This is a genomic window from Halorubrum sp. GN11_10-6_MGM (assembly GCF_005435165.1).
Taxonomy (GTDB): domain Archaea; phylum Halobacteriota; class Halobacteria; order Halobacteriales; family Haloferacaceae; genus Halorubrum.
Genome location: NZ_SGUC01000002.1, coordinates 1 through 25,638, shown reverse-complemented (window position 1 = coordinate 25,638; position 25,638 = coordinate 1). Strand labels below are relative to the sequence as shown.

Below are 25,638 nucleotides of genomic sequence, written 5' to 3'. Positions count from 1 at the left end.
AGACCCGAGAGAACAGGCTTAACACCGGCCGTTCCCGAGGAGGAACCACATGAGCGAAAACACTGCCGGGGATTCCGGCACGCGGGGCGATTCGAGCCCCGAACCCGACGCCGACGAGGCGGAGGGGGCGGCCGACGACCGGCCGGAGAGCGCGACCGACGACCGGCCGGAGAGCGCGACCGACGACCGGCCGACCGTCTACGACCTGGCGCCGGACTGTACCCTCGAAGACGCCGCGGTCGACAAGCTGTACCACGCCGAGGTCAACGGCGTCGTCGACTACGGCGTGTTCGTCGACCTCTCCGACGCCGTCAGCGGGCTCGTCCACGAGTCGAACCTCGACGACGACTACGCCGTCGGCGACCGGCTGATCGTCCGGCTCACCGAGGTGAAGGAGAACGGCGACGTCGCCTTCGACGACGTCGACCTCGCCGATTACCGCACCGAGACCGTCGCCCACGAGCCGACCGTCTCGCGGGTCCGCGGACTCTCCCCCGGCGACGAGGCGACCGTCGAGGGCGAGGTCGTCCAGGCGAAACAGACGGGCGGCCCGACGGTGTTCGCGGTCGCCGACGCCTCCGGTGTCGTCTCCTGTGCCGCCTTCGAGTCCGCCGGCGTCCGGGCGTACCCCGAGGTCGAGGTCGGCGACATGGTCCACGTCTCCGGGACGATCGAGACCCGCGAGAACGCGCTCCAACTGGAGGTCGACTCCCTGAAGCGGCTCCCCGACGACCGCGCCGCCGAGGCGCGCGAGCGCTACGAGTCTGCCCTCGACGAGCGCGCGTCGCCCGCCGACGTCGACCAGCTCGTCGAGTGGGAGGCGTTCGAGCCGATCCACGACGACCTCCGCGAACTCGCCGGGCTGATCCGGCGGACCGTCCTCGCCGGGCGCCCGATCCGCGTCCGACACCACGCCGACGGTGACGGGATGTGCGCCGCGATTCCGGTCCAACTCGCCGTGGAGAACCTGATCGAGGAGGTCCACGGCGACCCCGACTCGCCGCGGCACCTCTTCAAGCGGCTCCCGAGCAAGGCCCCCTACTACGAGATGGAGGACGTCACCCGCGACCTCAACTTCGCCTTGGAGGGCCGCGCACGGCACGGGCAGAAGCTCCCCTTCCTCCTAATGTTGGACAACGGCTCGACCGAAGAGGACGTGCCCGCCTACGAGAACCTCGCGCACTACGACATCCCCATCGCGGCCGTCGACCACCACCACCCCGACCCCGAGGCGGTCGAGTCCCTGCTCAACGCCCACGTGAACCCCTATCTCCACGGCGAGGACTACCGGATCACCACGGGGATGATGTGCGTCGAACTCGCCCGGCTGATCGACCCCTCGCTCACCGAAGAGCTCGAACACGTGCCGGCGGTGGCCGGTCTCTCCGACCGCTCGAAGGCCGAGACCATGGACGACTACGTCGCGCTCGCCGAGGGCGCGGGCTACGACGAGTCCGACCTCCTCGACATCGGGGAGGCGCTCGACTACGCCGCCCACTGGCTCCGCTACTCCGAGGGGAAGACGCTCGTCAACGACGCCCTCAACGTCGGCTGCGACGACGAAGCGCGCCACGAGGAGCTCGTCGAGTTCCTCTCGGATCGCGCCGAGCGCGACGTGGAACGCCAGCTCGACGCCGTCGACGACCACGTGGAACACGAGCGGCTCGCCTCCGGCGCGCACCTCTACCGCATCGATCTCGACGAGTACGCCCACCGGTTCACCTACCCCGCGCCGGGGAAGACCACCGGCGAGCTCCACGACGCGAAGGTAACGGAGACCGGCGACCCCGTCATCACCATCGGCTACGGCCCCGACTTCTGCGTCCTCCGCTCGGACGGCGTCCGGCTCGACATCCCGAACATGGTGACCGAGCTGAACGAAGAGCTGCCCGAGGCCGGCGTCTCCGGCGGCGGCCACCTCGTCGTCGGCTCCATCAAGTTCGTGAAGGGGCGCCGGAGCGAGGTGATCGAGGCGCTCGTCGAGAAGATGGCCGGCGCGGAGATCGACGAGGCGCTCTCGTCGACCATCGCGCTCGACGACTGAGCCGGCCGCCGCGGCCGGTCGGACCGAATCCGGTTCGCATCTGAACTCGGTCCCGATCCGAACCCGGTACTCATCGAATCCGATTCCCACCCGAGCCCGGTTCTCACCCGAACGCGATCTCCCGTCGAGCGACGGCGCCGGCGCCCGCGAGCGCGACGCCGAGCCCGGCGGCGAAGCCGATCGGAAGCTGGACGCCGCCGCCGCGCCAGTCGGCGGCGTACGCCCGAGCGTAGAACTCCGCGACCGACTCGTTCTCGACCGCGACCAACACCTCCCTGTTGTTGGTCTCCGCGCTCGGATTCCAGTTGAGACTCCCGACGACCGCTGTGTCGTCGACGACGAGCCCCTTCGCGTGGACCTTCCCGAACCGGCCGCGCGGCTCGGCGAGGTCGACGGCGATCGGCTCGTCCGCGAGCCGCTCCGAGAGGTTCCGGTTCGTCTCGCGGTCGTACCACGCGTCCGAGAGCAGCAGATGGACGTCGACCCCGCGGTCGGCCGCACGCCGGAGCGCGCGGACGATCCGGTCGTCTGGACCGCCCACGCGCGGCACGACCGCGAGCACGCGCTCGTCGGCGGCGTCGATCCGCGCGACGATCCGGTCTGCGGCGTTGCCGGGCGCTGTCAGCACGGTCACGTTCGCCGTCGCCGGCTCCGCGGGCGCGTCGAAGCGCGTCGGGTAGGTGCCGTTCGCGCGCCCGCCGTCGTGGAACTCGGCGTCGGCGCGGAAGGCGCGCCACGGTCGCGCGTCGCGGGCCTCGAAGTCGGCGACGAACAGCGCGGCGAGGTCGTCCGCGACGGTCGCGTCGGGGGCGGGCTCACCCCCGTCTCCGGCGTCCGTCTCACCCTCGGCGCGGCGGTCGCCCCCGACGACCACGCCCCAGCCGCGGTTACTCCGGCCCCCGGTGCCGGACCGCTTCCAGTTCTCCGTGAGGACGACGGCGCGGCCGTCCGCGACCGCGTACTTGGGGTGATGGAAGCGGAAGCGCTCGACCTCGGCGTCGAGGATACGGACCTCGACGCCGGCCGCCGTCAGCCGGTCGAGCAGTTCCGCGCTGCGCGTCGAGAATCCGCCGACCGGCGAGCCTTCGAGCAGCACGCGAACGCGAACCTCGCGGTCGGCGGCCGCGACGAGGGCGTCCGCGACCCGCTCCGAGGTCAGCGTGTAACCGGCGACGAACAGCCGGTCGTCCGCGGTCCGAAGCGGCTCGATCGGCAGTCCGGGACTGTCGGGAAGCACGAACGGCGTCACGGCCGCGTCCGCGGTCCGCTCCGGCGAGCGGGCGTCGTAACCCCGCGGGCGCCACTCCCCCCAGTCGGCGCGCCAGCGGTACCCCTCGCGGGCGCGGTCGTACGCCACCACGGCGACGGTCGTCCCGTTCCGGCGGAGCTCGACCCGGTCGCCCGACGCGGCGAGCGGGAAGTGATCGTCGAGCGCGCGGAGCGTCGGGTCGCCGGTGCCGCCGGTGCCGGCGACCGCGGTCTCGTCGGCGAGCAGCGGCGTCGCGTTCGCGGGGTCCATCGAGAGGGCGACGACGCCGCTTGCGTTCGCCGGGATTTCCGCCTCGTGGTAGCCGTCCGAGAGCGACCAGTTCCCGCGCTCCGGGAGCCGGACGACGAGGTACTCGCCGCGGTTCTCCGCGGCCGCCGGGTTCGGGAACAGCTCGACGATCCGCGGCGTCGTCGAGACGAGCGTCGGGTTTGCCGCGCTCTCGTTCGCCGCTGCGGCGGCACCGCCGGGATCGACGCCGACGGCCGGCGAGCCGGCTCCGGCGTCGACCGCGGCCGCAACCGGGGCGAGGGTCGTGAAGACGAGCAGCCCGAGCGCGACGGCCGCGACGCTCGCGGTCGCGTTGCCCGCGGAGTGGAAGGGAGTAGACGACACGCCGGGGTCTCTCCCCGGCTTCCGATAAGAAGGGTCGGCCGGACGGCGCCCGCGTCAGGCCGTCGCCGCGGGTTCGGGCTCGTCGTCGAGCGCGTCGCGCGCCTTCTCGCCCTCGGTGGAGACGACGAAGGAGCGCTCGTCGGCATACTCGGCGACGGCCTCGAGCGCCTCGCGGGTGCCGATCTGGCGGAGCGCCCAGCCGGCGGCCGCGCGGACGTCGTCGGACGGGTGCGCGTCGAGCGCGTCGGCGAGCGGCTTGACGGCGCGCGTGTCGCCGATCAGCCCGAGCGCGCGGGCGGCGTGGGGACGGACGAGCTCGTCGGTGTCGCCGTCCGGGTCGAGCTGGTTCGCGAGCGGCTGGACGGCCTCCGGGGCGCCGATCTCTCCGAGCGCCTTGAACACGGCCTTCTGGAGCTGCGGGTTCGAATCCTCGTCAACGTACTCGACGAGCGTCTCCGTCGCCTCCTCGGCCGCCATCTTCCCGAGGATTCGGATCGCGGGCTGGTCGCGCTTCTCGGCCCGGCCGAGGATCTCCTCGACGGAGGCCTCGGTCTTGCCCCGTTTGCCCATCCGCTCGAACGCCTCCAGACAGTGACGCTCCATGAACTCGGACTGGAGGGAGTCGAGCGCGAGCAGGATCATGTCGACGTTGCCGCGCGCCTCGTGTTCCTTCAGCGCGGCCCACTCGACGGGGAAGTCCTTGTAGTGGCCGAGCACGTCGTAGTACCCCTGCGCGCGGAGCTGCTCGTGGGTCTCTAGGTCGTCCCATTCCTCGGCCTCGTCGAGGCCGGTCTCGAGCTCGTCGGTCGCCGCCAGCAGCGCGGCGATCACGTCCGCGTCGTCGTCCGCGTCGAAGTCGGCGTCGGCGACGGCGGCCGCGACGGCGTCGAGCGCCGCGACGAGCTGATCGGTGGAGACCGGCTCCGCGGCGGCGTCCTCCTCGCTGTCCGCGTCGTCGGCTTCCGCGAGGAGCGCTTCGGGGTCCTCGTCGGCCTCGTCGATCGCGGCGGGGGCCGCGTCGTCGATGGCGTCGGCCGCCTCGTCGACGAACGACGTGACGGCGGCCGCGACGTCGTCGTGTCCGGCCTCGGTCCACTCCGTGCCCTCGACCGTCGAGGCGGCGGCCTCGACCGCGTCGACGACGTCCTCACCGTACGGGCCGCGGGCGTCCTCGACGCCGTCTCGGAGCTCCGAGACGCGGGCTTCGAGGTCGGCGCGGGGGTCGTCCGCGTCCTCGTCGTCCTCGTCCGGCTCGGGGAGGTCCGCCTCCTCGATGCCGCTCTCCGCGTCGTCCAGCAGCGCCGCGACGTCGTCGAGGTCGGCCTCGGTCTCCGCGGCGTCGAGGCGATCGGCGATCTCGTCAAGGTACTCGTTCAGGGACTCCTCCGTCGGGTCGTCGGGGAGCGTCGGAGCGGCCGTCTCCGTCGGCTCGCCGGCGTCTCCGCCGTCGTCCGCGGCGTCGGCCTCGTCGGCGTCGGCCGGGTCGTCGTCGCCGTTGCTCATATACCACGACCTCCGTGTGTAGTCCATTAAGAGGTTTCCCTTCGCGGCGGCTCCGCGCAGCCCGGACGCGGTCGGTTCGCGCCATCGTCCCGCGGAAACCGAGGGATCGGCCGACGCGGCGAGCGTTTCAGCACCAGTATACTTTTAATTTCCCAACACTACGTCGAAACGATCCGATGTTCGACGTCGACCGCGAGGCGATCACCGACGGGCCGGTCGGGCGGGCGCTGCTCGTCCTCGCCGCGCCGCTCGTCGCGCAGAACCTCGTCTACGTCGCGAACGCGCTGGTCGACACGTTCTGGCTCGGGCGGGTGGGCGAGGACGCGGTCGCGGCCGTCGGCCTCAGCCTCCCGATCCAGTCGCTGCTCGGCGCGACGGTCGTGATCGGCGCGGTCGGCACCCAGATCCTCGTCGCGCAGCGCGCCGGCGACGGCGACGAGGCGGGCGCGCGCAGCGCCGCGGTCAACGGCGCGCTCGTCGCGCTCGCGGTCACCGCGGCGGTCGCGCTCCCGGTCGCCGTCTACGCCGAGGAGGTTGTGGCGCTGCTCGGCGCCGACCCCGCGCTCGCGGGGACGACCGCGACGTACCTCGCGATCGTGACCGCCGTCCTCCCCGTCGGCGCGGTCGGCGACACCGTCGAGAACTGCTTTACGGCGTACGGCGACACCCGCGCGGTGTTCCACGTGAGCCTCGTCGGCGTCCTCGTCAACCTCGTGGCCGCACCCGTCCTCATCTTCGGCGTGGGACCGGTCCCGCGCCTCGGCGTCGCGGGCGCCGCGCTCGGCACCGCGCTCGCCGGGGTCGCCGGCCTCCTGTGGGTGTTCGGGTACGCTGCGGGGATCGGCCGCGACACCTTCCGGCTCACCCGCGAGGCGTTCGCGCTCGACCTCGCGACCGTCCGAGAAGTGGTCTCGGTCGGCCTCCCGCTCGGCGGCCAGCGCGGCGTGAGCGAGCTCGTCAGGGTACTCGTGGTCGGACTGGTCGCGGTCGCGGGCGGCGCGGCGGGCGTCGCGGCGTACACGGTCGGCGCGCGGGTGGCGACGCTCGCGGTCGTCCCGGCGCTCGGGATACAACAGGCCGCGCAGTCGATGATCGGACAGAACCTCGGCGCGGACGCCCCCGAGCGCGCCCGCCGGATGACGACCGTCGGGACGGGGATGGTCGTCGGCGGGTTCCTCGCGCTCGGCGCCCTCCAATTCCTCTTCGCCGGCGGGATCGCGGACCTCCTCGCGCCCGATCTCACGGCGACGGGCCGGGGCCTCGCGGTGACGTACCTCCGCCTGCTCGCGGCGAGCTACTGGGCGCTCGGCGGCACGTACACCCTGCTGGCCGGGTTCAACGGCGCCTCTCGCACGCGTACCTCGTTCGTCGCCGACCTGATCAAGTACTGGGCGGTCCGGTTCCCGATCGCGGTCGCGGCCGTGCCGGTCGCGACGACGTTCGGCGCGTTCGGCGTCGCGGTGACGCCGGGGCTGGGCTGGGGTGTCGAGGCCGTCTTCTGGGCGGTCGCGGCCTCGAACGTCGTCGGCTTCCTCGGACTGGGCGCGTACTTCCTGTACACGACGCGGCGCGGGATGTTCGCGAACGCGGCCGAACGGGCGAGCGGGGGCGGCAGCGAGGGCGGAGCGGAGGCGGCCGACGACGACTGAGCGGGGAGTCGGCGACGCGTAGTCAGGGAGTTCTCGGTCAGTCCGCGAGCAGGTCGGCGCCCTCAACGACCGTCGCGAACTCGCCGTTCAGGTGCGCGAGCGCGACGCGGTGGGAGGTCTCCGGGTCGATCCGCTCGCCGTCGGGCGCCTCGCGGGCGTGCGTCGCGGTCGCGTCGGCGACGACGCGGACGTCGTACCCCCGGTTCTCCGCCTCCCGCGTCGTCGTCGAGACGCAGTGGTCGGTGGTGAGCCCGCAGACGACGAGCGACTCGTAACCCGCCTCGCGGAGCCACGCGTCGAGCCCCGAGTCGAGGAACGCGCCGTTGACCGACTTCTCGAACGTCGGCTCGCCGTCGACCGGGGTCGTCTCCGGCTTCCACGCGAAACCGGGGGCGTCGGGGCGCAGCGGCGAGTCCGGCTCCGTCGAGGCGTGGCGGACGTGCGCGACGGGGCGGTCGGTCTCGCGCCAGCGGTCGAGGAGTGCGGCCGCGACCGACTCGGCCTCGGGGTTGTTGCGCTCGCCCCAGCCCGGCCCGTCGAAGCCGGTCTGGAAGTCGACGAGGAGGAGGACGGCGTCGTCAGTCATCGCCGAGCCCCGCGGTGAGGGAGGCGTCGCGGTCGCCCGGGTCCGCGTCGTCGTCGAACGCTCGCCACGCGCCGGGTTCGAGGAGCTCGGCCGGTGCCTTCGGGTGGTCGCGCGTCGGGTCGAGCGGACAGGCGTCTGGACTGGCGGCGTCGTCCTCGCGGAACAGGTACTGCGTCCACTCCCGGTCGCCCTCGACGCCCCAGTCGCCGAGGTCGGCGTGGGGGCAGACGCCGTCGTAGTCGCCCATCCGGTCGCGGATGACCTCGCGGGCGCGCTCGCCGGCCTCGGTGTCGGCGGTGATCCCCTCGAAGACGGCCCGAGGCTGGAACGTGATCTCCAGTCCGACCGGCGAGTACCGGCTCTTGCGCTCCTCGTAGAAGGGGGCCCGCGAGGTCGGGAACAGGGGCTCGCCGCCGAAGCAGAACTCCCAGCGCGGGGTGTCCGGGTCGGTCGGGATGTCGTCGGGCCACGGCTCGGGATCGTGGACGTGGAGGAACTCCAGGGCGTGCCAGAGCCGCTCGTGGTAGTGGGCCTCCCCGCGGTCGCCCTCCGGAGGTTTGAAAAAGACCGCCAGCGGGGCTCGGTCGGCGTGGTCGGGGTACGCGTCGAGGTATTCGACGAGGACGTCGCGCAGCCGCAACAGCGCGGCCGGGTCCGTCGTCGACTCGCAGGCGGCGTACAGGAGGTCGCCCTCGCGCTCGACCTCGATCCCGAAGTAGCAGGGGAACGGCGACCCGTCGCGCTCGCCGAGCATCGACTCGCGGAACGTGCGGTAATGCTCGCGCAGCCAGTCCGGGGCGTCGTCCAGCCGGTCGTGGAGGGTCGCTTGGTCCAACAGCACGCCCTCGGTACCGGGCTCGTTCATACGAGTCATAGCCCGGAACGGCTCTTTTGACTTTCGCCGATGCCCGACCGCTCGGAGCGCCGTCCCGGCCGCTCGGAGCGTCGCAATCACCGGCGCGGATCGCCGGCGTTCAGATGAAGAATCCCTTGAACGCGTTGATCACCGTCCACTTGACGCCCTCGAAGAACCGCCCGTCCTCACCGCTGATCACGATGTCGTCGTTCGCGACCGCGCTCCGGAAGGCCGCCGCGGGGTTGTCCGCCGCGGCGATGGTTTCGAGCGTCTCGCGGTCGGTCGTGATCTTCCGGACCGCGTCGTCGCTGCGGCTGTCGTCGAGCGCGGTGATCCGGTTGCGCTCGTCCATGGTGATCGAGTACGTCACCTCGCCGTCGCCGTCCTCGATGTAGATGTTGGTCGTTCCGGCGAGGTTGATCGGCCCGAGGTCGACGGCGTCGGCGTTCTCGTTGTACACCGGAACCATCTCTTCGAGCGACTCGTACAGGTCGTCGCCGTCGTCCGTCTGCGCGACCGCACCCCCGGCCAGCGCGCTCGCGAGCAGCACGGAAACGACGAGGAGTAGGGAAAGGCGTCTCATTGTGATTCCACTTATAAATGATCGCCTGAGTATAAAAATAGACGTGTGCGGAGTGAAATCGGTTCGCACTGCCCATCCGATCAGTCGCTCCGCGGGTGCGGGCGGCGGTCGGTGGAAGCAACCGCCGCGGTCGATCAGTCTCCGGCCACCGCGAACCGGGAGGCGTCGCCCTCGTCGGTCGCCGCGGTGAGCAGCGAGACGCCCACCGTGAGCGCGCCGGACAGGACCATCAGCCCGAGGGCGACGTCCCAGCCGCCGAACACGGTCCGCGGGAGCGTCGGGACGGCGCCGACGACCGCCGACAGCACCACCGCGAGGTACGCGACCTGCGGGACCGCGACGCCCGCGATCATCCCCGTCCGCGTCGTCCGCGGCCAGTAGAGCGCGCAGATCACCGGGAGCGCGAGCAGCGCGAACCCGGAGAACGCGGTGTCGCCCACCTCGATCAGCGTCCCGGGCCGGAACAGGCTCGCGACGAACGAAAGCGTCGCGAACGCCGCCACGCCGATCCGCGCGATCCACGCCTCGCGCCGCTCGGAGGCGTTCGCGTCGATCAGCGGTCGGTAGAGGTCGCGGGTAAAGTACGACGACCCCGACAGCAGCATCGAGTCCGAGGAGGACATCATCGCGGCCATCGCGCCCGCGACGACGAGCGCCGTGAACCACGCCGGCGCGTACTCGCCGAGGATCACCGGCAACACGTTCGCGCCGTCCGGCACCTCGATCGGCGTCCCGGCCGCCCACGCGCCGAGCATGAACGCGGGGAGGAACAACAGGAGGACGAGGACAGGCCACAGCGCGAACGACCGCTTCAGCGTCGTCGCCGACTTCGCGACGAAGAACCGCTGGTTGATCTGCGGGAACATCGTCACGCCGAACGCGATGGTGATCGCCGTCGAGACGATAAATCCGGGCGTGTACGTCCCGCCGCCGAAGCTCCCGAACTCGGGGCGGGCGGCCAGCATCCCCTCGGTCGCGGCGCCGACGCCGCCGAGCGACGAGACGACCCACGCCGCCGCGATCCAGACGACGGAGAGCATAAAGAGCCCCTGGAGCGTGTCCGTCCACGCCACGCCGCGGAGCCCCGCGACGGCGACGTAGAGGATCATGAACCCGGTGATGAGCGCCGCGCCGCCCCAGTAGGGGACCGCGCCGCCCGTCAGCCCGACGAGCGCCTCGCCGGCGCCCATCTGCTGGAGCATCACGTACGGGAACAGCCACAGGAGGCTTACCCCCGCGACGAGCGCGCGAAGCCCGGTCGAACCGAACCGGTCGCCGAGCATCTCGCCGAGCGTCACGTAGCCGTTGCGGGCGCCGATCAGCCACTGCTTGTAGCCGATCACGTACCACAGCACCGCGAACAGGACGCCGTCCAGCGTCCCCATCACGATCAGCCACTCCGGCCCGGCGGCGTACGCGAGGTTCGGGCCGCCGAAGAAGGTGAACGCGGACAGCAGCGTCGCGAACGTCGTGAACAACAGGACGAGCGTCCCGATCGACCGATTCGCGAGGTAGTAGTCCTCGGCGGTCGTCTCCGAGACGCGGTACGCGACGAGGCCGAGCCCGAGCGCGACGACGAGGTAGCCGACGACGATCCCGAGCGAGAGGCCGAGCGTCATCAGCGGTCCCCCTCCGTGTCGGCGGTCGGGGTCGCGCTCTCCTCGACGGTCCCCGCGTCGGCGACCGCGGTCGGGCGCTGTCCCATCCCGCGCTCCCACGCGCCGCTCCGGACGAACAGCGCGAACAGGGTCGCACACAGCCCGAGCCACGCTACGTGCCACCAGATCCACACCGGCAGCCCCGCGACGACGCGGTCGACGCCCCACAGGGGCCACGGGACCGCGAACGCCACGAGGATCGCGAACGTCGGTATCCACACGATATCGCTCCGTGAACGCGTCATGTGAGTCAACGGTACATCTATAGGAACTAAGAACTAACGAACGAGTTCGAACATAGTTATCGGAGAAAAATTCTCTTCAACATCGGTCGCCGGAGGAGCGTGGCGATAGCTATTTTCCGCGAGGAACGCAACGATACACGGGCGGGCGCTACCGCCCGTAATCACCATTCACCACTCATGAAAGACACAGAGAAATACCTGATACACGCCACCATCGCGGCCGACGGCGTCGTCGAGCGGAGCGACGTGGTCGGCGCGGTGTTCGGCCAGACGGAGGGGTTGCTCGGCGACGAGTTGGACCTCCGGGACCTCCAAGAGTCCTCGCGCGTCGGTCGGATCGACGTCTCCGTCGAGTCCGAGAACGGGCAGTCGTTCGGCGAGGTCACCGTCGCGTCGAGCCTGGACAAGGTCGAGACCGCGATCCTCGCGGCCGCGCTGGAGACGATCGACCGCATCGGTCCCTGTCACGCCTCCGTCGAAGTGACGAGCATCGAGGACGTCCGCGCGGCCAAGCGCCGCGAGGTCGTCGAGCGGGCGAAGGAGCTGATCGCCGGCGGGTTCGAGGAGACGAGCCTCGCGAGCAGCGACGTGTTAGACGAGGTCCGCGACGCCGCCCGCGTCGAGGGCATCGTCGACTACGAGGGACTCCCGGCGGGGCCCCGCGTCGGCGACTCCGACGCCGTCATCGTCGTCGAGGGGCGCGCGGACGTGCTGACGCTGCTCGACTGCGGGATCAAAAACGCCGTCGCCGTCGAGGGGACGAACGTCCCCGACGCGGTCGCCGACCTGACCGCCGACCGGACCGTCACCGCGTTCCTCGACGGCGACCGCGGCGGCGAGCTCATCCTCCGCGAGCTCTCGCAGGTGGGCGACGTCGACTACGTCGCGTTCGCGCCCCCCGGCGAGTCCGTCGAGGACCTCGGCCGCGACGCCGTCTTCGAGGCGCTCCGGGGGAAGGTCCCGTACGCGAGCCTCGCGGACGCCGCCGACCTCCGGGCGGCCGCCAGCGACGAGGGGGCGACCGAGAGCGACCCCGGTAACGGGGGCGTCGTCAACGGCGGCGAGAGAACGAACAGCGACGAGCGAGCCGACGGCGACGCCTCCGGCTTTGTCGCCCGCGTCGGGGACGGGGGCGCGGTACGGAGCGACACATCGGGGGACGGATCGACCGAGCCGGCCGACGCCGACGCGGCGGCCGAAATCCGCGATCCGACCCCGACCGGCGGAGCGGACGACTCGCCGACTGCGACGACCGACGACGGCGAGTCGCAGGCGAGCGTCGGTCCCGGCGCGGACGGTGACGACGCCCCCGACGCGGACTCCGGGGGCAACGGCGACGCCGATCCGGCCGACGAGACCGACGAAGCCGATACCGATCCGGTCGACGAGTCCGTCGACACCGACGCCGATCCGGCCGACGAGTCCGTCGACACCGACGAACCGGACTCGATAGCGGCCCACGTCGGCGAGGTCGTCGACGACGAAACCGGCCGCGCGCGGCTCCTCGACGAGGGATTCGACGTGCTCGACGAGGTCGACGCCGGAGACGCGTTCGACGCGGTCGAGGGCGCCGAGACCGCGCCGCACGCGGTCGTCGTCGACGGGACCGTCGACCAGCGGCTGCTCGACGTGTCGGCCCAGCGCGGAGTCGGTGACCTCGTCGGCCGCGACCTCGGCGAGTTCGTGAAGCGTCCGGTCGGGACGCGGGTGTTGACTGCGGCCGACCTCCGCGCCGGAAGCTGACGATACGGCGCGGTCATCGCCTTTTGTTTATAAATGGCCGCTCGCGGATCGGCGGCGAACACCGCCAAAGCCCCAGCCGCGACGGCTCGCGCGACTCGCTGCGGTCCTCGTCACTCGCTTCGCTCGCTCCTGCGGTCCTTGCGTCGTCGTGCTTCGCCCTCGCGGCAGCGTGGCGCGACGCGCCACGGGCAGCCGGCGGCGAAGCCGCCGGCGACTGCCCCTTCGAGTCCCGCCCCTCCGGAAGACGGTCCTGCTCGCTTCGCTGCGCGGGCTGCGACTTCCGTGCTCCCGCTCGCTTCGCTCGCGGGAACGCACCGCGACCGCGCCTCACGCCTCCCCAGCCTCGTCGCTGGCGGCTGGCGCCGCCAGCGACTCCCTCGCGCGTGCGACTCGCGCCCTGCGGGCGCTCGTCGGCACACGCCACCGCACCGCTCGGCCATTTATAAATGCGCTCGTCGTCGTTCACTCACACCCACCCGACTGCGCCGAGCGCCGCGAACAGCGCGTCGCCGTACGTCAGCGAGACGACGAGCCCGGCGGCCATCGGGACGACGAACGGCATCCCCGGCGAGACCAGCACGCGGTCCTCGCGGGCGACGACATCGAGGCCGTCGCGGAGCGTCGCGGCGTCGGTGCCGTAGGCGCCGTGGTCGATGTCGTCGAGGAAGCGCGCGGCGGCCCACGGATCGTCGGGGTCGCGGTCGGCGTCGCCCGTCCCGTCGCCCGTACCCCCGGCGTCGACCGCGTCGTCGGCGTCCTCGGGTTCCCGGTCGACCGCGCGCCCACCGTCCGTCCGGGGGCCGACGTGCGTCCCGCCGTCCGTGGGGTCGAACGTCTCGCCGACCGAGTCGGGGTCGCGGAGGGCGTCCGGGTCGCCCCGCAGGTCCGCGAGCGTGAGCCCGCGCCAGCGCAGGTACATCCGGAGCGCGTCCAGATCGACCCCGTTCCGGGTCGGGCCGTCGGCGTCCTCGAACAGCCGGCCGTGTCGGTCGGACAGCGAGTCGGTCTCGACCGGGCGCGCGAAGAACATGGTCGGCGAGGCCTCGCCGCGGACGAGGTTGAGACCGGCGAGGCCGATCGGGTACGCGAGCCCGATGAGGACGGTGTTCGTGAGGATCGTGAGCGAGAACACGCCGAGCTGGGTGTCGACGAGCGGGAGCGTGACCCCGAGGAGCTCGTAGGCCGGGAACGTCGGGAAGATCACCGCGAGCGCGATCATCGCCTTCGCGTCGGCGCCGCCGAACGCGCCGAGGTACCAGAAGGCGTAGCCGAGCGGCGCGACGAACAGCAGGCTGATCGCGCCCCGCACGAGGAAGATCCGCCCGTCGAACCCGGCGAACGGCCACAGCGAGACGGCCTCCCACACGAGGAGCAGCGCGCCGAACAGGTACAGCGGGGGCCAGATCCGGTTCGGGAGGCGCCGGGTCCGGACGTCCCGGATCGCCGCCCACGCGAAGACGGGGACGACGAGCAGTCGGAGGAGGTCCGGCAGCGTCGCAAACATGTCTCCACGGCCGAGGGGAGACCAATTAGGCGTTCGGGTTCGCGTATCGCGATCGATACCGCCGGTCCGCGTCCGAGCCGTCGCGCCGCCTCGGCGTCCCCGATCCGTCGGGACTTTGTGACTCGCCAGCCGACCGGATCGCAATGCGCCGCCGCCTCGGAACCAGCCTGTACGCCGGCCTGCTGTTCGCGGTCTTGGGCCTCGTCGCGTGGGCGACCGGCCGGCCGTTCGTCTTCCCGAGCCTCGGCCCGTCCGCGTTCGTCCTCGCGTTCGACCCGCCGACCGACCGCGACCGCGCCGTCCGCGTCGTCGGGGGCCACCTCCTCGGCGGGCTCGCCGGGCTGGCGGCGTGGGCGGTCGTCGCGGACGGCGCCGCGCTCACGGCGACGCCGCCCGCCTTCTCGCCCGAGGGGTTCCGGCTGACCGCGAGCGCGGTCCTCTCGCTCGTGGCGACCAGCTGGGCGATGATCGCGACCGACTGGGTCCACCCGCCCGCGTGCGCGACGACGCTCATCGCCTCGCTCGGACTCCTCTCGACGCCGCCGGCGGTGGCGATCATCGTCGCGAGCGTGACCGTCCTCGTCGCCGTCCACGCCGGGGCCCTCCTCGCGTTCGAGCGGGTCGGCGGCGACGCGCACTCGCTGTCCGGGTGGGAGGAGACGAGCGACGCGAACGGCTGACGCGGCTCACTTGGTCGATCGATCCGGTCCGGCCTGTCGGTCCGGCCCGGCCTGTCCGTCCGGCCCGGCCTGTCCGTCCGGCCGAGTCGCCCGCCGGTCGAACACGTCGAGTATCGGTTCGGGGTCGGCGAGTCCCGGGATCCGATGCTCGTCGTCCCGGAGTTCGATCACGACGGTCTCGGTTCCCAGCCGGCGGTCGAGCCGCCCCCGCTCCACGCGCAGGTCGGTCTCGTCCCACGGCTCGACGCGCCAGAGCGTCACGCCGGAGAGGCGGTCGCGCGCCGCGAGCGCGTCGCCGCCGGCGCGGTAGGCGACGAGTCCGTGTCGAAGCTCGTGGTCGAGCGCGGCGAGGCCGAGCGGGACGGCGGCGGCGACGCAGAGGAGCAGGGCGACGGCCCCCCACTCGCCGCCGATCGCGAACAGCGCGGCGCCGAGCGCCGGGAGCGAGGCGAGGTACCACAGCCCCGGGTGGCCGAGCGGCGTCGTCAGCGCCCCGGCCAGCCGCGCGCGGACGGGCTGGCGAACGGTGCGGACCGGCTCCGCGAGCGAGCCGTCGACCGGCTCCGCCGCGGGCGGTTCGTGCGAGAAGCCCAGATCGAGCGCCGACGACTCGTCGAACGCCGCGAGGCGGTCGCCGTACAGCCCGGCGAGGTCGAAGGCGAACTTCACCGCGACGATCCCGAGCAGGAGCGGCAGCCCGATCGCGTCCGGGTCGATCGCCGAGATCGGCGCGTCGCCCTCCAGCGTGCTCGCGCCGACGATCGTGACGGTGACCAGCGCGCCGAAGAAGATCGCGGCGCCGCGGGCGAACACGCCCTGAATCGCCGTTTGGGCGCTGTGGTCGCGGTACTCGCCGCGACCGAAGTACTCGACGAGCGTCGTCGCGCCCTCCCCGACGAAGACGGCGAGGACCGCGAGCGTCACGGTGTCGAGCGCCTCGGGCCCCAGCCCGCCGTCGGCGACGACGCCGACGGTGAGCGTGCCGACGACCACCCAGACGACGCCGAGGATCGCCGCGGCGATGGGGAGGACGAGCAGCGACGAGAATCGGATCTCGACGCCGGTCAGCGGGATCGACAGCCCGGCGCGGCGCTCCGCGAGCGGGCCGACGATCAGCCCGTCCCGCTCGATCTCGGACGGTCTGCCGGCGAACAGCGCGCGGACGAGCGCCCAGCCGGACGTGATCCCGAGTTCGAACCAGTACAGCGTCATCAGCGCGGCCGCGTTCCAGCCGAGGGCGACGACGCCGACCAGCGGGAGCAGGTTGGCGACCGCCACCGAGAGCGCGCGGAGGCGACGACCGCGACCGAGCGCGCGAAGCGGTCCGGGGAGTCGGGAGGAGGGCATCCGTCGGTCGTTCCATGCCGTCACACATAAGCGGTCGGGGACGACCGAACTGCGCGGCGTCGGACCGATCCGACGCGAGGCGCGACCGACTCAGCGCGCCGGTCCCGCGTCGCGGTGGAGGTACAGGTACGCGAGCACCGGAACGATCGTGAACAGGAGCGTCGCGAGCGCCCAGAGTATCGCGTAGCGGTTCCCGCGCGCCCTCGCGTCGCGGTAGATCCAGGCCGCGGCCGCGACGACGACGCCGTAGATGACGAGCGTGAGCGGCAGCGACCACGGGAGCGCGAGACCGAAGAGGGTCATCGGTCCCCGCCGGTGAGGTCGGCGCACATCACGAAGTCCGGCTCGCCGGCGACCGGGACGCGGTTGGCGCCGGTGTCGCTCACGTGTTCGACCGTCTCCGGGATCAGCGCGCGCGCCGCGTCGGCGTCCGCTTCGGCCGCGTCGGCGGCGAGCGCGTCGTACAGGACGCCCGCCGCGTCGACGTCACGCCACGCGGCGACGCCGTACGTCGCGGCCCGGGTCGTCTCCCCGTCGACCTCGCGCTCCGTCACGCGCGTCCGGACCGCGAACCCGGCGACCGCGGCCGCGTCGGCGACCGCGATCAGTCGCCCCTCGGCGGCCGCGGCCGCGAGCCGCTCGCGGGTGAGCTGCGAGCAGGCCCACGACTCGCCCGGATCGAGCGCGAGGCCGCGCAGGTGGTCGCGGGCGTCGCTGTCGCTCCAGAACGCCCACGCCGCGTTCGGATCGGGGTCGGCGACGGGGGCGACCGCGTCGCCGTCGGCGGTCGCGGCGTCCGCGTCGCCGTCGAGCGCGTCGGCGTCGGGCTCCGGCTCCGCGAACCGGACCTCCGTCTCGGGCTCGAAGCCGACCGCGCGCGACTGGCCGAGCCCCATGACGTTCCACGAGAACACCATGTTCCGACAGACCGTCGCGCCGCGCTCGCGGGCCCAGCCGAGCGCGGCCTCGGAGAGCGCCGTGCCGACGCCGTGGCCGCGCGCGGCGGGGTCGACGCGGATCCCCTGTCCCCACGCCTCCCACTCGGAGAGCAGCGCGCCCTGGATACAGCCGACCACCGCCTCCGGCTCGCCCGCGTCGGCCGCGCCGGTCCCGTCGCCCTCGACGTGCGTGTCGCCCGACGCTCGGCCGTCGAGGTCGTCGATGCCGTCAGCGTCGACGGCTTCCGGGGGAAGCGTCGCAACGAACGTGCCCCGGTCGGGGTCGTCGGACGCGGCCCAGTCGGGGAACACCCGCGGGATGTAGTCCTCGTGGCGCTCGCCCCACGTGTCCCCGGTGAACGCCGCGACCGCGTCGGCGTCGGCGGGGCGGGCCTCGCGGACGACGACGGTCGTCTCGGGGTCGGCGGTATCGGCGCCCGCGACGCCGTCGCCGCTGTCGCCCTCGCTCATCGCCAGGGCCGCGACTCCTCGGTGAGTTCGCCGGCGAGGTCGCGGCCCATCGCGTCGGCGGGGTCGGCGGTGTTCGCGAGCGCCCACATCAGCTTCACCTTCGCGGTGCCGGGAAGCGTGTCGCCCGCCTCGACGACGCCCGCGTCGAGCAGGTCGCGGCCGGTGTCGTACACGCGGTCGCAGACGCGGCCGGCGAGACACTGACTCGTCATCGCGACGACGGTGCCGCCCTCGACGAGCTCCTCGATCCGCGGGATGAGGTCGGTGTGGACGTGGCCGAGGCCGGTCCCCTCGATAACGACGCCGTCCTTGCCGTCGAGGTACTCCCACGCGGCCGGGTCCATCCCGGGCGTGAACTTGACGAGTTCGACGTCGCCGTCGAGGTCCGGGGCGAGGTCGACGTCGACCGCGCTCTCGTCGCCTCTCTCGCCGCCGCTACGCGGGAGCGGCTCGCGGTGCCACTCGATCGCGGCGTCGGCCGCGTCGCCCTCGCTTCCCGCCTCCGCGGCGGCCTCGTAGTCGATCAGCCCGAGCGGCTCGGCGCCGACCGTCTCGAAGGCGTCCCGCCGCGAGGTGTGGTTCTTCCGGACGCGCGTGCCGCGGTGGAGCGCGCAGGCGTCGTCCGAGGGGCTCGCGTGCATACAGACGAGCGTCTCGGCGTGGTCGGCCTTCGCGGCCTCGACGGCGCACACCGCGTTCATCACGTTGTCCGAGGAGGGCCGGTCCGCCGAGCGCTGGCTCCCCGTGAACACGATCGGGACCGGCGAGTCGAGCATGAAGGAGAGCGCGGACGCGGAGTACTGCATCGTGTCCGTGCCGTGCATCACGACGACGCCGTCGGCGCCCGCCTCGATCTCCTCGGCGACCGCGTCCGCGAGGTCGCGCCAGATGGACGGGTCCATGTTCTCCGAGAGGATGTTCGCGACGACCCGGCCGCGGTAGTTCGCGCGTCCGGCGAGTTCGGGGACCGCGCGGAGGACGTCCTCGGCGTCGAACTGCGCGGTGACGGCGCCGGTCCGGTAGTCGACGGTGGAGGCGATCGTTCCGCCGGTGGAGATCAGCGAGACGGTGGGCAGCCCCTCGTCGAAGGTGATCTCCGAGGTGGCGTCGCCGCCGTCGTCGGCGTCGGCCGCGGGGTCGACCTCGCGGACGCCGGACTCCAACACCTCGGCGTCGGCCTCGTCGCGGTCGATACCGACGTTGTACCCGCCGTCGAGCTTGACGACGAGGTGGTCGCGCGTCGTGGAGGGGAGCAGTACGCCCTCGTTGGTGACGCCCCCGCGCTCGACGCGGACGCGATCTCCCGGTTGCATACGCTCCGGTTCCGCCGGGGCGGACTTGAATCCAACCGTTCGGGACGGCACGGCGGCGGGCCGAGCAGCGGACGAAGAACAGCGGCGAAAGGGAAGAACAGCGGCGGCTTATCGGTCGGGTGGGGGAGCGACGGGCGGCCGCGTCAGTGCTCGATGTACTCGGCTTCCCAATCGGTACGGGCCTCGATCTCGCGGCGCCCGCGGCGGGTCAGCGTGTAGTAGTTGGTGCGGCGGTCGCGCTGGCCCTTCTCGACGAGTCCCTTCTCGACGAGCGTGTCGAGGTTGGGATAGAGGCGGCCGTGGTGGATCTCCTTCTCGTAGTACTCTTCGAGCTCCTCCTTGATGGCCAGCCCGTGCGGCTCGTCGAGCCCCGCGATCACGTAGAGCAGGTCACGCTGAAAACCTGTGAGGTCGTACATACAACTGCTCATACATACCTGTCGAAAATAAATAAATATACCGTTATTTCAGTCCTCGGACGACCGCCCCGCGGCCATTTACCCTCCGTAACCGACGGGCTCGTTGTGTCAACTCCGCAACTGTCTGTCGGAACGAGGTCGCACGTCGGCGGCGCAAACTCGTTTTTACCGTCTGACGTGTCAGCGATTCGGAGTCGGGAGCGCGGTCCGTCCCGGCGGACGTCGGAGTCGGGATACGGAGCGTCTCGAGTTCGTGCGGGACGCTAGTCGAATCAGTTTCCGAAGAAGGCACGCCCGACGCGGAAAAAAGCCGCGTCGGGCCTGCCGATTGGTCCCCGCTGACGCTTCGGCCCTCCAGACGAAGCGTCACGTGGGTGTACTGGGTAGAGCGTCATAAACGTGTCGTACGTCGCTCACATGTGTTCCTCTTCTAACACCCAACCGAGCGCGCGTTTGTAGTGCGTGAACAGTTCCTCGACGCCGCGGTGGCTCATCTCCTCGTCGTCCAACTGCTCGCGGAGGAACTCGTACTGCTCTCTGACCTCCTCTTCGGAGCGCATGCGAACGGGTACGGAGCGGTCCCGGATAGTGTTGTGGCCGAGACGAGGCGGCGACTGCGGCGAACGCTCGCGAAGCGCCGATCGACACGACCACCGCCGAAGCCCTGCCCCTTCGAGTCCCGCCCGGCCCCGCACCTCGCGCCTCCCCAGCCTCGTCGGGCGCGGCCTTCGGACTCCCTCCGGTCGTCCTCCGCGCGCCCGACTCCAGCGAGAGACCCAAGGTTTCTCGCTACTCGCGGCCTGTCGGCCGCTCGCAGGCGCGCGCCACCGCATTGGCATCATTCGTACGCGGACGGCGCCGCGCCCGCTCTTGAACGGCAACGTTGATACGTCGACCGCGGGTAGGGACGGAGAGATGGACGAGCGGACCCGCGAGTACCTCCGGGGGCGGTTCGGCGACTACTACCGGTCGGTGTCGCTGTCGCTCCCGCCCGACGCGAACCTCCGCGAGTGGGGCCACATCCCGTGGACCCCCGGGTCGGGGACGACGATGGTCCGCCACCAGTCGCTGTTCGACCTCGGCGACGTCGACACGTTCTTCGCGGACAACGCGCCCCGCCACGCGTACTTCTCGGCCGCGCGGTACGACGATCCCGGCGCGGCGACCATGGGACAGAAGGGATGGCGGAACGCGGACCTCGTCTTCGATCTGGACGCCGACCACCTCCCCGGCGTCGACCCGGAGACGACCTCGTACCCGGAGATGCTGGCGGCGTGTAAGGACGCCCTCCTGCGGCTGTTGGACTTCATCGACGACGACTTCACGTTCGAGGACGTGACCGTCGTCTTCTCGGGCGGCCGCGGCTACCACGTCCACGTCCGCGACGAGGGCGTCCGGGAGCTGGACAGCGAGGCCAGACGGGAGATCGTCGACTACGTGCGGGCGATCGACCTCGATACCGACGGCCTGATCCGGACCGTCTCCGACCGCGGAACGACGAAGCGCGTCCTCCGGACCGAAGGCGGGTGGGGCGCGCGCGTCCACGACGCCCTGGTCGAGTACGCCGACGACCTCCGCGAGATGGACGACGAGACCGCGCGCGAGCGACTGATGGAGCTCGACGGGATCGGCGAGGGGCGCGCGGAAACGATCCTCGGCGCGTTCGACCGGAACCCGACCGCGGTCCGGGAGGGGAACGTGGAGGCCGGCGGCCCCGGCGTGCGGCGGCTCGTCTCCGCGCTCGCCTCGCGCGTCGCCGCGACCGACGCGGCGCCGATCGACGAGCCGGTGACCACGGACACCCGACGGCTCATCCGGCTTCCCGGGACGCTCCACGGCGGCTCCGCGCTGGTCGTCACGCCGCTCGACCGCGACGAACTCGCCGACTTCGACCCCCTCCGCGACGCGGTCCCCGACCGGTTCGTCGGCCGCGAGATCCGGATCGAGACGGACGCGGATCGGACGGTAGAATTAAACGGTGAGCGCGTCAGAGTTGAATCCGGTAGAAACACCGTGCCCGAGTTCGCGGGAGCCTTCCTGATGGCCCGCGGCGAGGCGCGGAAAGCGCCCGAACGATGACCGACCACAGATGAACCTCGACGAACTCCGGTCCGCGCAGGCGAAGGAGCGACGGAAGGACAGCCTCCAGCACCTGCGGGACTCGTTTTACGACGACGTGGGCGCGTACGTCGCGGACCTCCGCGCCGCGCGCGACCGCCGCGCCGAGCAGGTCGAGAACCCGTTCGCCGACGACGACGTCCGACGGCTCTCCGACGAGGTGGAGACCGCAGAGGAGGTCGCCGAGGCGCTGTACGAGCGCCGCGTCGGCAAGGTCGTCAAGCTCGCCTCCTTCGCCGCGGCCGACATGTCGGTCGACGAGGAGGGGATGACGACCGAGGAGCGCCGGCTGTTCGACGACCTCGTCGAGCGCATCACCGCGAACAAGTCGACGGTGCTCGACGTGCTCGCCGGCGATTCGCCGGTGGCGAGCGGGTCGGCGGCCGACGACTCGCCCGGCGCCGAGTCGCCCGCCGCCGCCGATCCCGCGGAATCGGTCGATTCGGTGCCGGGCGACCGGCGGTCGGACGACTCGGCGGCCGAAGTCGCCGAGTCGTCGGCCGAGGCGTCGTCGACGGATCCGAGTTCCCGACGGGCGGACGCCGACGAAAACGCCGCCGACGCCCTCACCGGCGCGATGGGAGGCAACGGGGGAGAGGCGCCCCTCGGCGCGTCGTCCGAGCCGACCGAGGACGACGCCGCGCCCGATGTCCCGGAGCAGAACGGAGACGCGGCGACCGACGGCGACGACGAGCCGACTCCGGTCCCGCCGGAGCCCGCGCCCCCGGGGGCGGTCGGCGTCGAGGACGACTCCGACGACGCCGTGGACGGCACTCCCGCGGGCGACGCCGTGGACAACGCTCCCGCGAGCGACGCCCCGGACGGCGCTCCCGCGAGCGACGCCGACGAGGGGCCGAGCGCCGAGGCGACGACGGACGGCGGCGCGGTGTCCGGAGGGGCGGCAGGCGGCGATCCGGACGCCGACCCGGGACCGGACGGAGAGACCGAACGGGCGACTGTCCGGATCACCCGCGACGTCGGAGCCATCTTCGGCGTCGACGAGCGGGAGTACGAGCTCGCCAGCGAGGACGTCGTCTCCCTCCCGGTCGAGAACGCGGACCCGCTGGTCCAGCGCGACGCGGCCGAGCGCATCGACTGACCGACGGACACTAACCCCGCCGGCGGTTACGGGCCGTCGATGGAGTTGGAGTTCCTCGGCGGCGCCCGCGAGGTCGGTCGGAGCGCCCTCCTCGTCGACGAGACCCTCATTCTGGACTACGGGCTCATGACCGCCGACCCGCCGCGGTACCCGGTTCGCGATCCCGAGCCGGAGGCCGTCGTCGTCTCGCACGGCCACCTCGACCACGTCGGGGCGGTCCCCGCGCTGCTGAAGGGCGACCGCCGGCCGGCGATCCACTGGACGCCGCCGACCGGCGAGCTCGCGCGCATCCTCGCCGAGGACACCCTGAAGCTCCACGGCAACAGCCCGCTGTGTCCGTTCGGGGCCGAACACGTCGCCCGGCTCGGCGAGGTCGAGCGACGACACGGCTACGAGGAGGCGTTCCCGGTCGCCGGCGGAATCGACGGCGGCGGCTACGAGGTGACCCTGTTCTCGGCGGGGCACATCCCGGGCTCCGCGCACGTCCTCGTCGACGACGGCGACACCCGGCTGCTGTACACCGGCGATTTCCACACCGACGACCAGCGGCTGGTCGCGGGGACGACCGCGCGCCCCGACGCCGACGTCGTGGTCTGTGAGTCCACCTACGCGGACGTGACCCACGAGGACCGCGCCGCGGTGGAGTCGGCGTGGGCGGAGCGCGTCGAGCGGGCGATCTGGGAGGGCGGCACCGTCGTCGCGCCCGCGTTCGCCATCGGCCGGACGCAGGAACTGCTGCTCGTCGCGGCCGCGAACGGACTCACGCCGTACGTCGACGGGATGGGCGTCGAGGTGACGGAGATGCTCGGCCGCTACCCGGCGTTCCTGCGCGACGCGGACGCGTTCGGCGACGCGGTCGGCCGGGCGCGCATCGTCACGGGCCGCGACGGACAGCGGGAGCGGATCGCGGCCGAGAACGCGCCCATCGTCACCACGTCCGGGATGCTCGCGGGCGGGCCGGTCCACACCTACCTCCCGGAGATCCGGACGAACCCCACGAACCTCGTGACGCTGACGGGGTATCAGGTGGAAGGGACGCCGGGCCGAGAGCTTCAGGAGCGCGGGCAGCTGGAGCTGAACGGGCGCGTCCGGCCCGTGAGCGCGCGGGTGGAGTCGTACGACTTCTCCGCGCACGCCGACCGAGAGGGGTTGGAGTCGTTCCTGCGCCCGTACCGAGACGCGCAGGTGCTGGTGAATCACGGCGACCGCTGCGAGGCGTTCGCCGAAGACCTGCGCGCGGACGGGGTCGCGGCGAGCGCGCCCGAAATCGGGGAGCGGACCGAGGTGTGACCGGCTCCCGACGGCGGGAGAGAATGGCGGCTTCCGGTTCGACGCTGACGAGAGAACCGGGAGCGGGGAGGGAGTTCCTTACGCCCCGCCGTCGGTGTACGCCCAGTCGTCGAGCACGCGCTCGGCGACCTGATTCGCCTCCGCCGGAGAGGGACAGGACCCCTCGACGACCTCGGCGGAGAGCTGGCCCGCGAGGTCGTACACCGCGGCCCCGTCCGCGCGTTCGGCCACGCGCTCGAAGGTGGGGCGGTAGCCGGCGGCGGCGCGCTGACCGATCTCGTCGAGCGAGGCGTCGATGGTGTATTCGAGCTGACGGACCGCTTCCTCTGGTTCCATACCCATTCCTGCGGCCGCGACCCACTTAAAGGTACTCAGATTCGGAACCGAGTTAATTTCGACCGCGCGGCGAAGCTTGCCGGGGGCGCCGGGGGCGACAGCGGCGGGGCGCGGAATCGACGTTTATACGCCGCCGGAGCGGCGACGGGGGGCATGACCGACGCAGACGAGCGCGCCGATGACGTCGCCGAGCGCGCGGCCGTCGCGACGCGCGCCGCGGAGGCGGGCGCGGCCGTGGCGCGCGAGGGGTTCCGGAGCGACATCGACGTGGAGACGAAAGGCGAGGACGACGTGGTGACGGAGGCCGACCGCGCCGCCCAGCGCGCGGTCATCGACGAGATCCGCGAGTCGTACCCGGACGACGCCGTCGTCGGCGAGGAAGAAGACGAACGGAAGACCGTGCCCGAGGAGGGCCCCGCGTGGGTGATCGACCCCATCGACGGCACGCACAACTACGTCCGCGACATCCGGGTATGGGCCACCGCGGTCGCGGCCGTCGTCGACGGCGAGCCCGTTGCGGCCGCGATCGTCGCCCCCGCGCTCGGCGACACCTACACCGCCGACGCGACGGGCGCGTACCGCAACGGCGAGCCGATCTCGGTGAGCGACGCCACCGAGCCCCGGCGCGCGACCGTCGACCCGACGATCTGGTGGGCGTACGACGCCCGCGACGAGTACGCCCGCGCCTGCGAGGCGATCGTCACCCGGTTCGGAGATATGCGTCGGCTCGGCGCCGCGCAGGTAGTGCTCCCCACGGTCGCGGCCGGCGGGCTGGAGGGGACGATCACGAACGTCGCCGCGAACCCGTGGGACACGGTGGCGGGCGTCTTCGTGATCCGGCAGGCGGGCGGGCGCGTGACGGACTTGGCTGGAGATCGCTGGCGGCACGACTCGACGGGGCTCGTCGCCTCGAACGATGCCCTCCACGACGAGGTGCTCGCCGCTGCCCGAGCGATCGAGGACCCGAACTGAGCGCGGCTAGTTGTATAACATGCCGACGGCGCGCCGCCGGGCGGCCGCCGAGGGCGGCCGCGAGGGGCCCGCGAGGGAGGCGGCGGTCCGGCGCGAGCGGAGCCGCGCCGGGCCGTCCGCCGAGGCTGGGGAGGCGTGAGGTACTGTGCGGGGTGGGTGGGACTCGAAGGGGCGGTCGCGAGGCGGTCAGAGGCGCTGTAAGCACCGCAGCGAGCAACGCGAGCGAGGAGCGTGGTTCGAGAGAGCTTCGCTCTCTCGTCATCACGAGACGCCGATAGTGATAGTCATAACTTTTGAATAGATAAGAAGCGATCAATCCATGACTTTGCGAAGCTTATCCGATCGGCGTAGTCGTGAAAGATCGAACAGACCAGTTCTCGATACGTTTCAAGATCTGACGCG

At 72.0% G+C, this 25,638-nt stretch carries 23 protein-coding genes; 8 read left to right on the top strand and 15 right to left on the bottom strand.

The features are described from left to right. Nucleotides 1-49 precede the first annotated feature (49 nt). On the top strand, nucleotides 50-2,044 hold the full coding sequence (locus EXE46_RS01310; protein WP_137686698.1) for a DHH family phosphoesterase: 1,995 nt from the start codon (nucleotides 50-52) through the stop codon (nucleotides 2,042-2,044). Between the two features lie 103 nt (nucleotides 2,045-2,147). Here the strand turns inward: EXE46_RS01310 and EXE46_RS01305 are convergent, their stop codons facing one another. Both EXE46_RS01305 and EXE46_RS01300 read right to left on the bottom strand, forming a co-directional pair. After that, nucleotides 2,148-3,926 carry a phospholipase D-like domain-containing protein gene (locus EXE46_RS01305; RefSeq protein ID WP_199234085.1) on the bottom strand — a complete coding sequence of 593 codons (1,779 nt, stop codon included), beginning with the start codon at nucleotides 3,924-3,926 and terminating at the stop codon, nucleotides 2,148-2,150. A 54-nt stretch (nucleotides 3,927-3,980) separates the two neighbouring features. After that, complete coding sequence (locus EXE46_RS01300; RefSeq protein WP_137686697.1) at nucleotides 3,981-5,429, bottom strand: HEAT repeat domain-containing protein; 1,449 nt, start codon at nucleotides 5,427-5,429, stop codon at nucleotides 3,981-3,983. 176 nt (nucleotides 5,430-5,605) lie between these two features. Here EXE46_RS01300 and EXE46_RS01295 point away from each other — a divergent pair, with 176 nt between their 5' ends. Next, complete coding sequence (locus EXE46_RS01295; RefSeq protein WP_137686696.1) at nucleotides 5,606-7,078, top strand: MATE family efflux transporter; 1,473 nt, start codon at nucleotides 5,606-5,608, stop codon at nucleotides 7,076-7,078. A 37-nt stretch (nucleotides 7,079-7,115) separates the two neighbouring features. Here EXE46_RS01295 and EXE46_RS01290 read toward each other — a convergent pair whose 3' ends face one another. The 5 genes from EXE46_RS01290 to EXE46_RS01270 form a co-directional block, all read right to left on the bottom strand. Then, nucleotides 7,116-7,664 carry a cysteine hydrolase family protein gene (locus EXE46_RS01290; protein ID WP_137686695.1) on the bottom strand — a complete coding sequence of 183 codons (549 nt, stop codon included), beginning with the start codon at nucleotides 7,662-7,664 and terminating at the stop codon, nucleotides 7,116-7,118. After that, complete coding sequence (locus EXE46_RS01285) at nucleotides 7,657-8,529, bottom strand: YqcI/YcgG family protein (protein WP_137686694.1); 873 nt, start codon at nucleotides 8,527-8,529, stop codon at nucleotides 7,657-7,659. Before EXE46_RS01285 ends, EXE46_RS01290 begins: the two co-directional genes overlap by 8 nt. A 109-nt stretch (nucleotides 8,530-8,638) precedes the next feature. Further along, nucleotides 8,639-9,103 (bottom strand): hypothetical protein, encoded by a 465-nt coding sequence (locus EXE46_RS01280; protein ID WP_137686693.1) that lies wholly within the window; start codon nucleotides 9,101-9,103, stop codon nucleotides 8,639-8,641. Nucleotides 9,104-9,237: 134 nt separating this feature from the next. After that, nucleotides 9,238-10,722: a sodium:solute symporter gene (locus EXE46_RS01275; protein WP_137686692.1), complete on the bottom strand. Its 1,485-nt coding sequence runs from the start codon at nucleotides 10,720-10,722 to the stop codon at nucleotides 9,238-9,240. Beyond that, nucleotides 10,722-11,006 (bottom strand): DUF3311 domain-containing protein, encoded by a 285-nt coding sequence (locus EXE46_RS01270; RefSeq protein ID WP_241981482.1) that lies wholly within the window; start codon nucleotides 11,004-11,006, stop codon nucleotides 10,722-10,724. Before EXE46_RS01270 ends, EXE46_RS01275 begins: the two co-directional genes overlap by 1 nt. Nucleotides 11,007-11,183: 177 nt before the next feature. Between EXE46_RS01270 and dnaG the strand changes: the two genes are divergently transcribed. Next, nucleotides 11,184-12,749 (top strand): DNA primase DnaG, encoded by a 1,566-nt coding sequence (gene dnaG, locus EXE46_RS01265; RefSeq protein ID WP_137686691.1) that lies wholly within the window; start codon nucleotides 11,184-11,186, stop codon nucleotides 12,747-12,749. A gap of 466 nt (nucleotides 12,750-13,215) precedes the next feature. On the opposite strand, the gene EXE46_RS01260 is transcribed toward dnaG, so the two are convergent. Then, nucleotides 13,216-14,253: a prepilin peptidase gene (locus tag EXE46_RS01260; RefSeq protein WP_137686690.1), complete on the bottom strand. Its 1,038-nt coding sequence runs from the start codon at nucleotides 14,251-14,253 to the stop codon at nucleotides 13,216-13,218. Between the two features lie 143 nt (nucleotides 14,254-14,396). On the opposite strand from EXE46_RS01260, the gene EXE46_RS01255 reads away from it, so the two are divergent. After that, on the top strand, nucleotides 14,397-14,933 hold the full coding sequence (locus EXE46_RS01255) for an HPP family protein (RefSeq protein ID WP_137686689.1): 537 nt from the start codon (nucleotides 14,397-14,399) through the stop codon (nucleotides 14,931-14,933). A 6-nt stretch (nucleotides 14,934-14,939) separates the two neighbouring features. Here EXE46_RS01255 and EXE46_RS01250 read toward each other — a convergent pair whose 3' ends face one another. From EXE46_RS01250 to EXE46_RS16970, 6 genes are all read right to left on the bottom strand, one after another. Next, complete coding sequence (locus EXE46_RS01250; RefSeq protein WP_137686688.1) at nucleotides 14,940-16,280, bottom strand: DUF6498-containing protein; 1,341 nt, start codon at nucleotides 16,278-16,280, stop codon at nucleotides 14,940-14,942. Nucleotides 16,281-16,370: 90 nt separating this feature from the next. After that, nucleotides 16,371-16,583, bottom strand: coding sequence for a hypothetical protein (locus EXE46_RS01245; RefSeq protein ID WP_137686687.1), 213 nt, complete (start codon nucleotides 16,581-16,583; stop codon nucleotides 16,371-16,373). Further along, complete coding sequence (locus EXE46_RS01240; protein ID WP_137686686.1) at nucleotides 16,580-17,689, bottom strand: GNAT family N-acetyltransferase; 1,110 nt, start codon at nucleotides 17,687-17,689, stop codon at nucleotides 16,580-16,582. The genes EXE46_RS01245 and EXE46_RS01240 overlap by 4 nt, the downstream gene beginning before the upstream one ends. Beyond that, nucleotides 17,686-19,002, bottom strand: coding sequence for a Glu-tRNA(Gln) amidotransferase subunit GatD (gene gatD / locus EXE46_RS01235; RefSeq protein WP_137686685.1), 1,317 nt, complete (start codon nucleotides 19,000-19,002; stop codon nucleotides 17,686-17,688). Before gatD ends, EXE46_RS01240 begins: the two co-directional genes overlap by 4 nt. A 143-nt stretch (nucleotides 19,003-19,145) precedes the next feature. Continuing rightward, nucleotides 19,146-19,421 (bottom strand): PadR family transcriptional regulator, encoded by a 276-nt coding sequence (locus tag EXE46_RS01230; protein WP_004597247.1) that lies wholly within the window; start codon nucleotides 19,419-19,421, stop codon nucleotides 19,146-19,148. Nucleotides 19,422-19,834: 413 nt separating this feature from the next. Further along, nucleotides 19,835-19,981 carry a hypothetical protein gene (locus EXE46_RS16970; RefSeq protein WP_172863951.1) on the bottom strand — a complete coding sequence of 49 codons (147 nt, stop codon included), beginning with the start codon at nucleotides 19,979-19,981 and terminating at the stop codon, nucleotides 19,835-19,837. A gap of 355 nt (nucleotides 19,982-20,336) precedes the next feature. Here EXE46_RS16970 and priS point away from each other — a divergent pair, with 355 nt between their 5' ends. The 3 genes from priS to EXE46_RS01215 are packed head-to-tail and all read left to right on the top strand — an operon-like array spanning nucleotide 20,337 to nucleotide 23,928. Continuing rightward, complete coding sequence (priS, locus tag EXE46_RS01225; protein WP_137686684.1) at nucleotides 20,337-21,500, top strand: DNA primase small subunit PriS; 1,164 nt, start codon at nucleotides 20,337-20,339, stop codon at nucleotides 21,498-21,500. 10 nt (nucleotides 21,501-21,510) lie between these two features. Further along, nucleotides 21,511-22,638 (top strand): hypothetical protein, encoded by a 1,128-nt coding sequence (locus tag EXE46_RS01220; protein WP_137686683.1) that lies wholly within the window; start codon nucleotides 21,511-21,513, stop codon nucleotides 22,636-22,638. 39 nt (nucleotides 22,639-22,677) lie between these two features. After that, nucleotides 22,678-23,928 carry an MBL fold metallo-hydrolase gene (locus tag EXE46_RS01215; protein ID WP_137686682.1) on the top strand — a complete coding sequence of 417 codons (1,251 nt, stop codon included), beginning with the start codon at nucleotides 22,678-22,680 and terminating at the stop codon, nucleotides 23,926-23,928. Nucleotides 23,929-24,006: 78 nt separating this feature from the next. Here EXE46_RS01215 and EXE46_RS01210 read toward each other — a convergent pair whose 3' ends face one another. Then, nucleotides 24,007-24,264, bottom strand: a complete 258-nt coding sequence (locus tag EXE46_RS01210; RefSeq protein ID WP_137686681.1) for a hypothetical protein — start codon at nucleotides 24,262-24,264, stop codon at nucleotides 24,007-24,009. 153 nt (nucleotides 24,265-24,417) lie between these two features. Between EXE46_RS01210 and EXE46_RS01205 the strand changes: the two genes are divergently transcribed. Then, complete coding sequence (locus tag EXE46_RS01205; RefSeq protein ID WP_137686680.1) at nucleotides 24,418-25,236, top strand: inositol monophosphatase; 819 nt, start codon at nucleotides 24,418-24,420, stop codon at nucleotides 25,234-25,236. Nucleotides 25,237-25,638: the final 402 nt, after the last annotated feature.

Excerpts from the sequence above, each read along its gene's own strand:
- EXE46_RS01310 (WP_137686698.1), top strand. The coding sequence starts at position 50 with ATGAGCGAAAACACTGCCGGGGATTCCGGCACGCGGGGCGATTCGAGC.
- dnaG (WP_137686691.1), top strand. The coding sequence starts at position 11,184 with ATGAAAGACACAGAGAAATACCTGATACACGCCACCATCGCGGCCGAC.
- EXE46_RS01275 (WP_137686692.1), bottom strand. The coding sequence starts at position 10,722 with ATGACGCTCGGCCTCTCGCTCGGGATCGTCGTCGGCTACCTCGTCGTC.
- EXE46_RS01205 (WP_137686680.1), top strand. The coding sequence starts at position 24,418 with ATGACCGACGCAGACGAGCGCGCCGATGACGTCGCCGAGCGCGCGGCC.
- gatD (WP_137686685.1), bottom strand. The coding sequence starts at position 19,002 with ATGCAACCGGGAGATCGCGTCCGCGTCGAGCGCGGGGGCGTCACCAAC.
- EXE46_RS01285 (WP_137686694.1), bottom strand. The coding sequence starts at position 8,529 with ATGAACGAGCCCGGTACCGAGGGCGTGCTGTTGGACCAAGCGACCCTC.
- EXE46_RS01290 (WP_137686695.1), bottom strand. The coding sequence starts at position 7,664 with ATGACTGACGACGCCGTCCTCCTCCTCGTCGACTTCCAGACCGGCTTC.
- EXE46_RS01220 (WP_137686683.1), top strand. The coding sequence starts at position 21,511 with ATGAACCTCGACGAACTCCGGTCCGCGCAGGCGAAGGAGCGACGGAAG.
- EXE46_RS01280 (WP_137686693.1), bottom strand. The coding sequence starts at position 9,103 with ATGAGACGCCTTTCCCTACTCCTCGTCGTTTCCGTGCTGCTCGCGAGC.
- priS (WP_137686684.1), top strand. The coding sequence starts at position 20,337 with ATGGACGAGCGGACCCGCGAGTACCTCCGGGGGCGGTTCGGCGACTAC.
- EXE46_RS01230 (WP_004597247.1), bottom strand. The coding sequence starts at position 19,421 with ATGTACGACCTCACAGGTTTTCAGCGTGACCTGCTCTACGTGATCGCG.
- EXE46_RS01215 (WP_137686682.1), top strand. The coding sequence starts at position 22,678 with ATGGAGTTGGAGTTCCTCGGCGGCGCCCGCGAGGTCGGTCGGAGCGCC.
- EXE46_RS01240 (WP_137686686.1), bottom strand. The coding sequence starts at position 17,689 with ATGAGCGAGGGCGACAGCGGCGACGGCGTCGCGGGCGCCGATACCGCC.
- EXE46_RS01300 (WP_137686697.1), bottom strand. The coding sequence starts at position 5,429 with ATGAGCAACGGCGACGACGACCCGGCCGACGCCGACGAGGCCGACGCC.
- EXE46_RS01295 (WP_137686696.1), top strand. The coding sequence starts at position 5,606 with ATGTTCGACGTCGACCGCGAGGCGATCACCGACGGGCCGGTCGGGCGG.
- EXE46_RS01255 (WP_137686689.1), top strand. The coding sequence starts at position 14,397 with ATGCGCCGCCGCCTCGGAACCAGCCTGTACGCCGGCCTGCTGTTCGCG.
- EXE46_RS01270 (WP_241981482.1), bottom strand. The coding sequence starts at position 11,006 with ATGACGCGTTCACGGAGCGATATCGTGTGGATACCGACGTTCGCGATC.
- EXE46_RS01250 (WP_137686688.1), bottom strand. The coding sequence starts at position 16,280 with ATGCCCTCCTCCCGACTCCCCGGACCGCTTCGCGCGCTCGGTCGCGGT.
- EXE46_RS01260 (WP_137686690.1), bottom strand. The coding sequence starts at position 14,253 with ATGTTTGCGACGCTGCCGGACCTCCTCCGACTGCTCGTCGTCCCCGTC.
- EXE46_RS16970 (WP_172863951.1), bottom strand. The coding sequence starts at position 19,981 with ATGCGCTCCGAAGAGGAGGTCAGAGAGCAGTACGAGTTCCTCCGCGAG.
- EXE46_RS01245 (WP_137686687.1), bottom strand. The coding sequence starts at position 16,583 with ATGACCCTCTTCGGTCTCGCGCTCCCGTGGTCGCTGCCGCTCACGCTC.
- EXE46_RS01210 (WP_137686681.1), bottom strand. The coding sequence starts at position 24,264 with ATGGAACCAGAGGAAGCGGTCCGTCAGCTCGAATACACCATCGACGCC.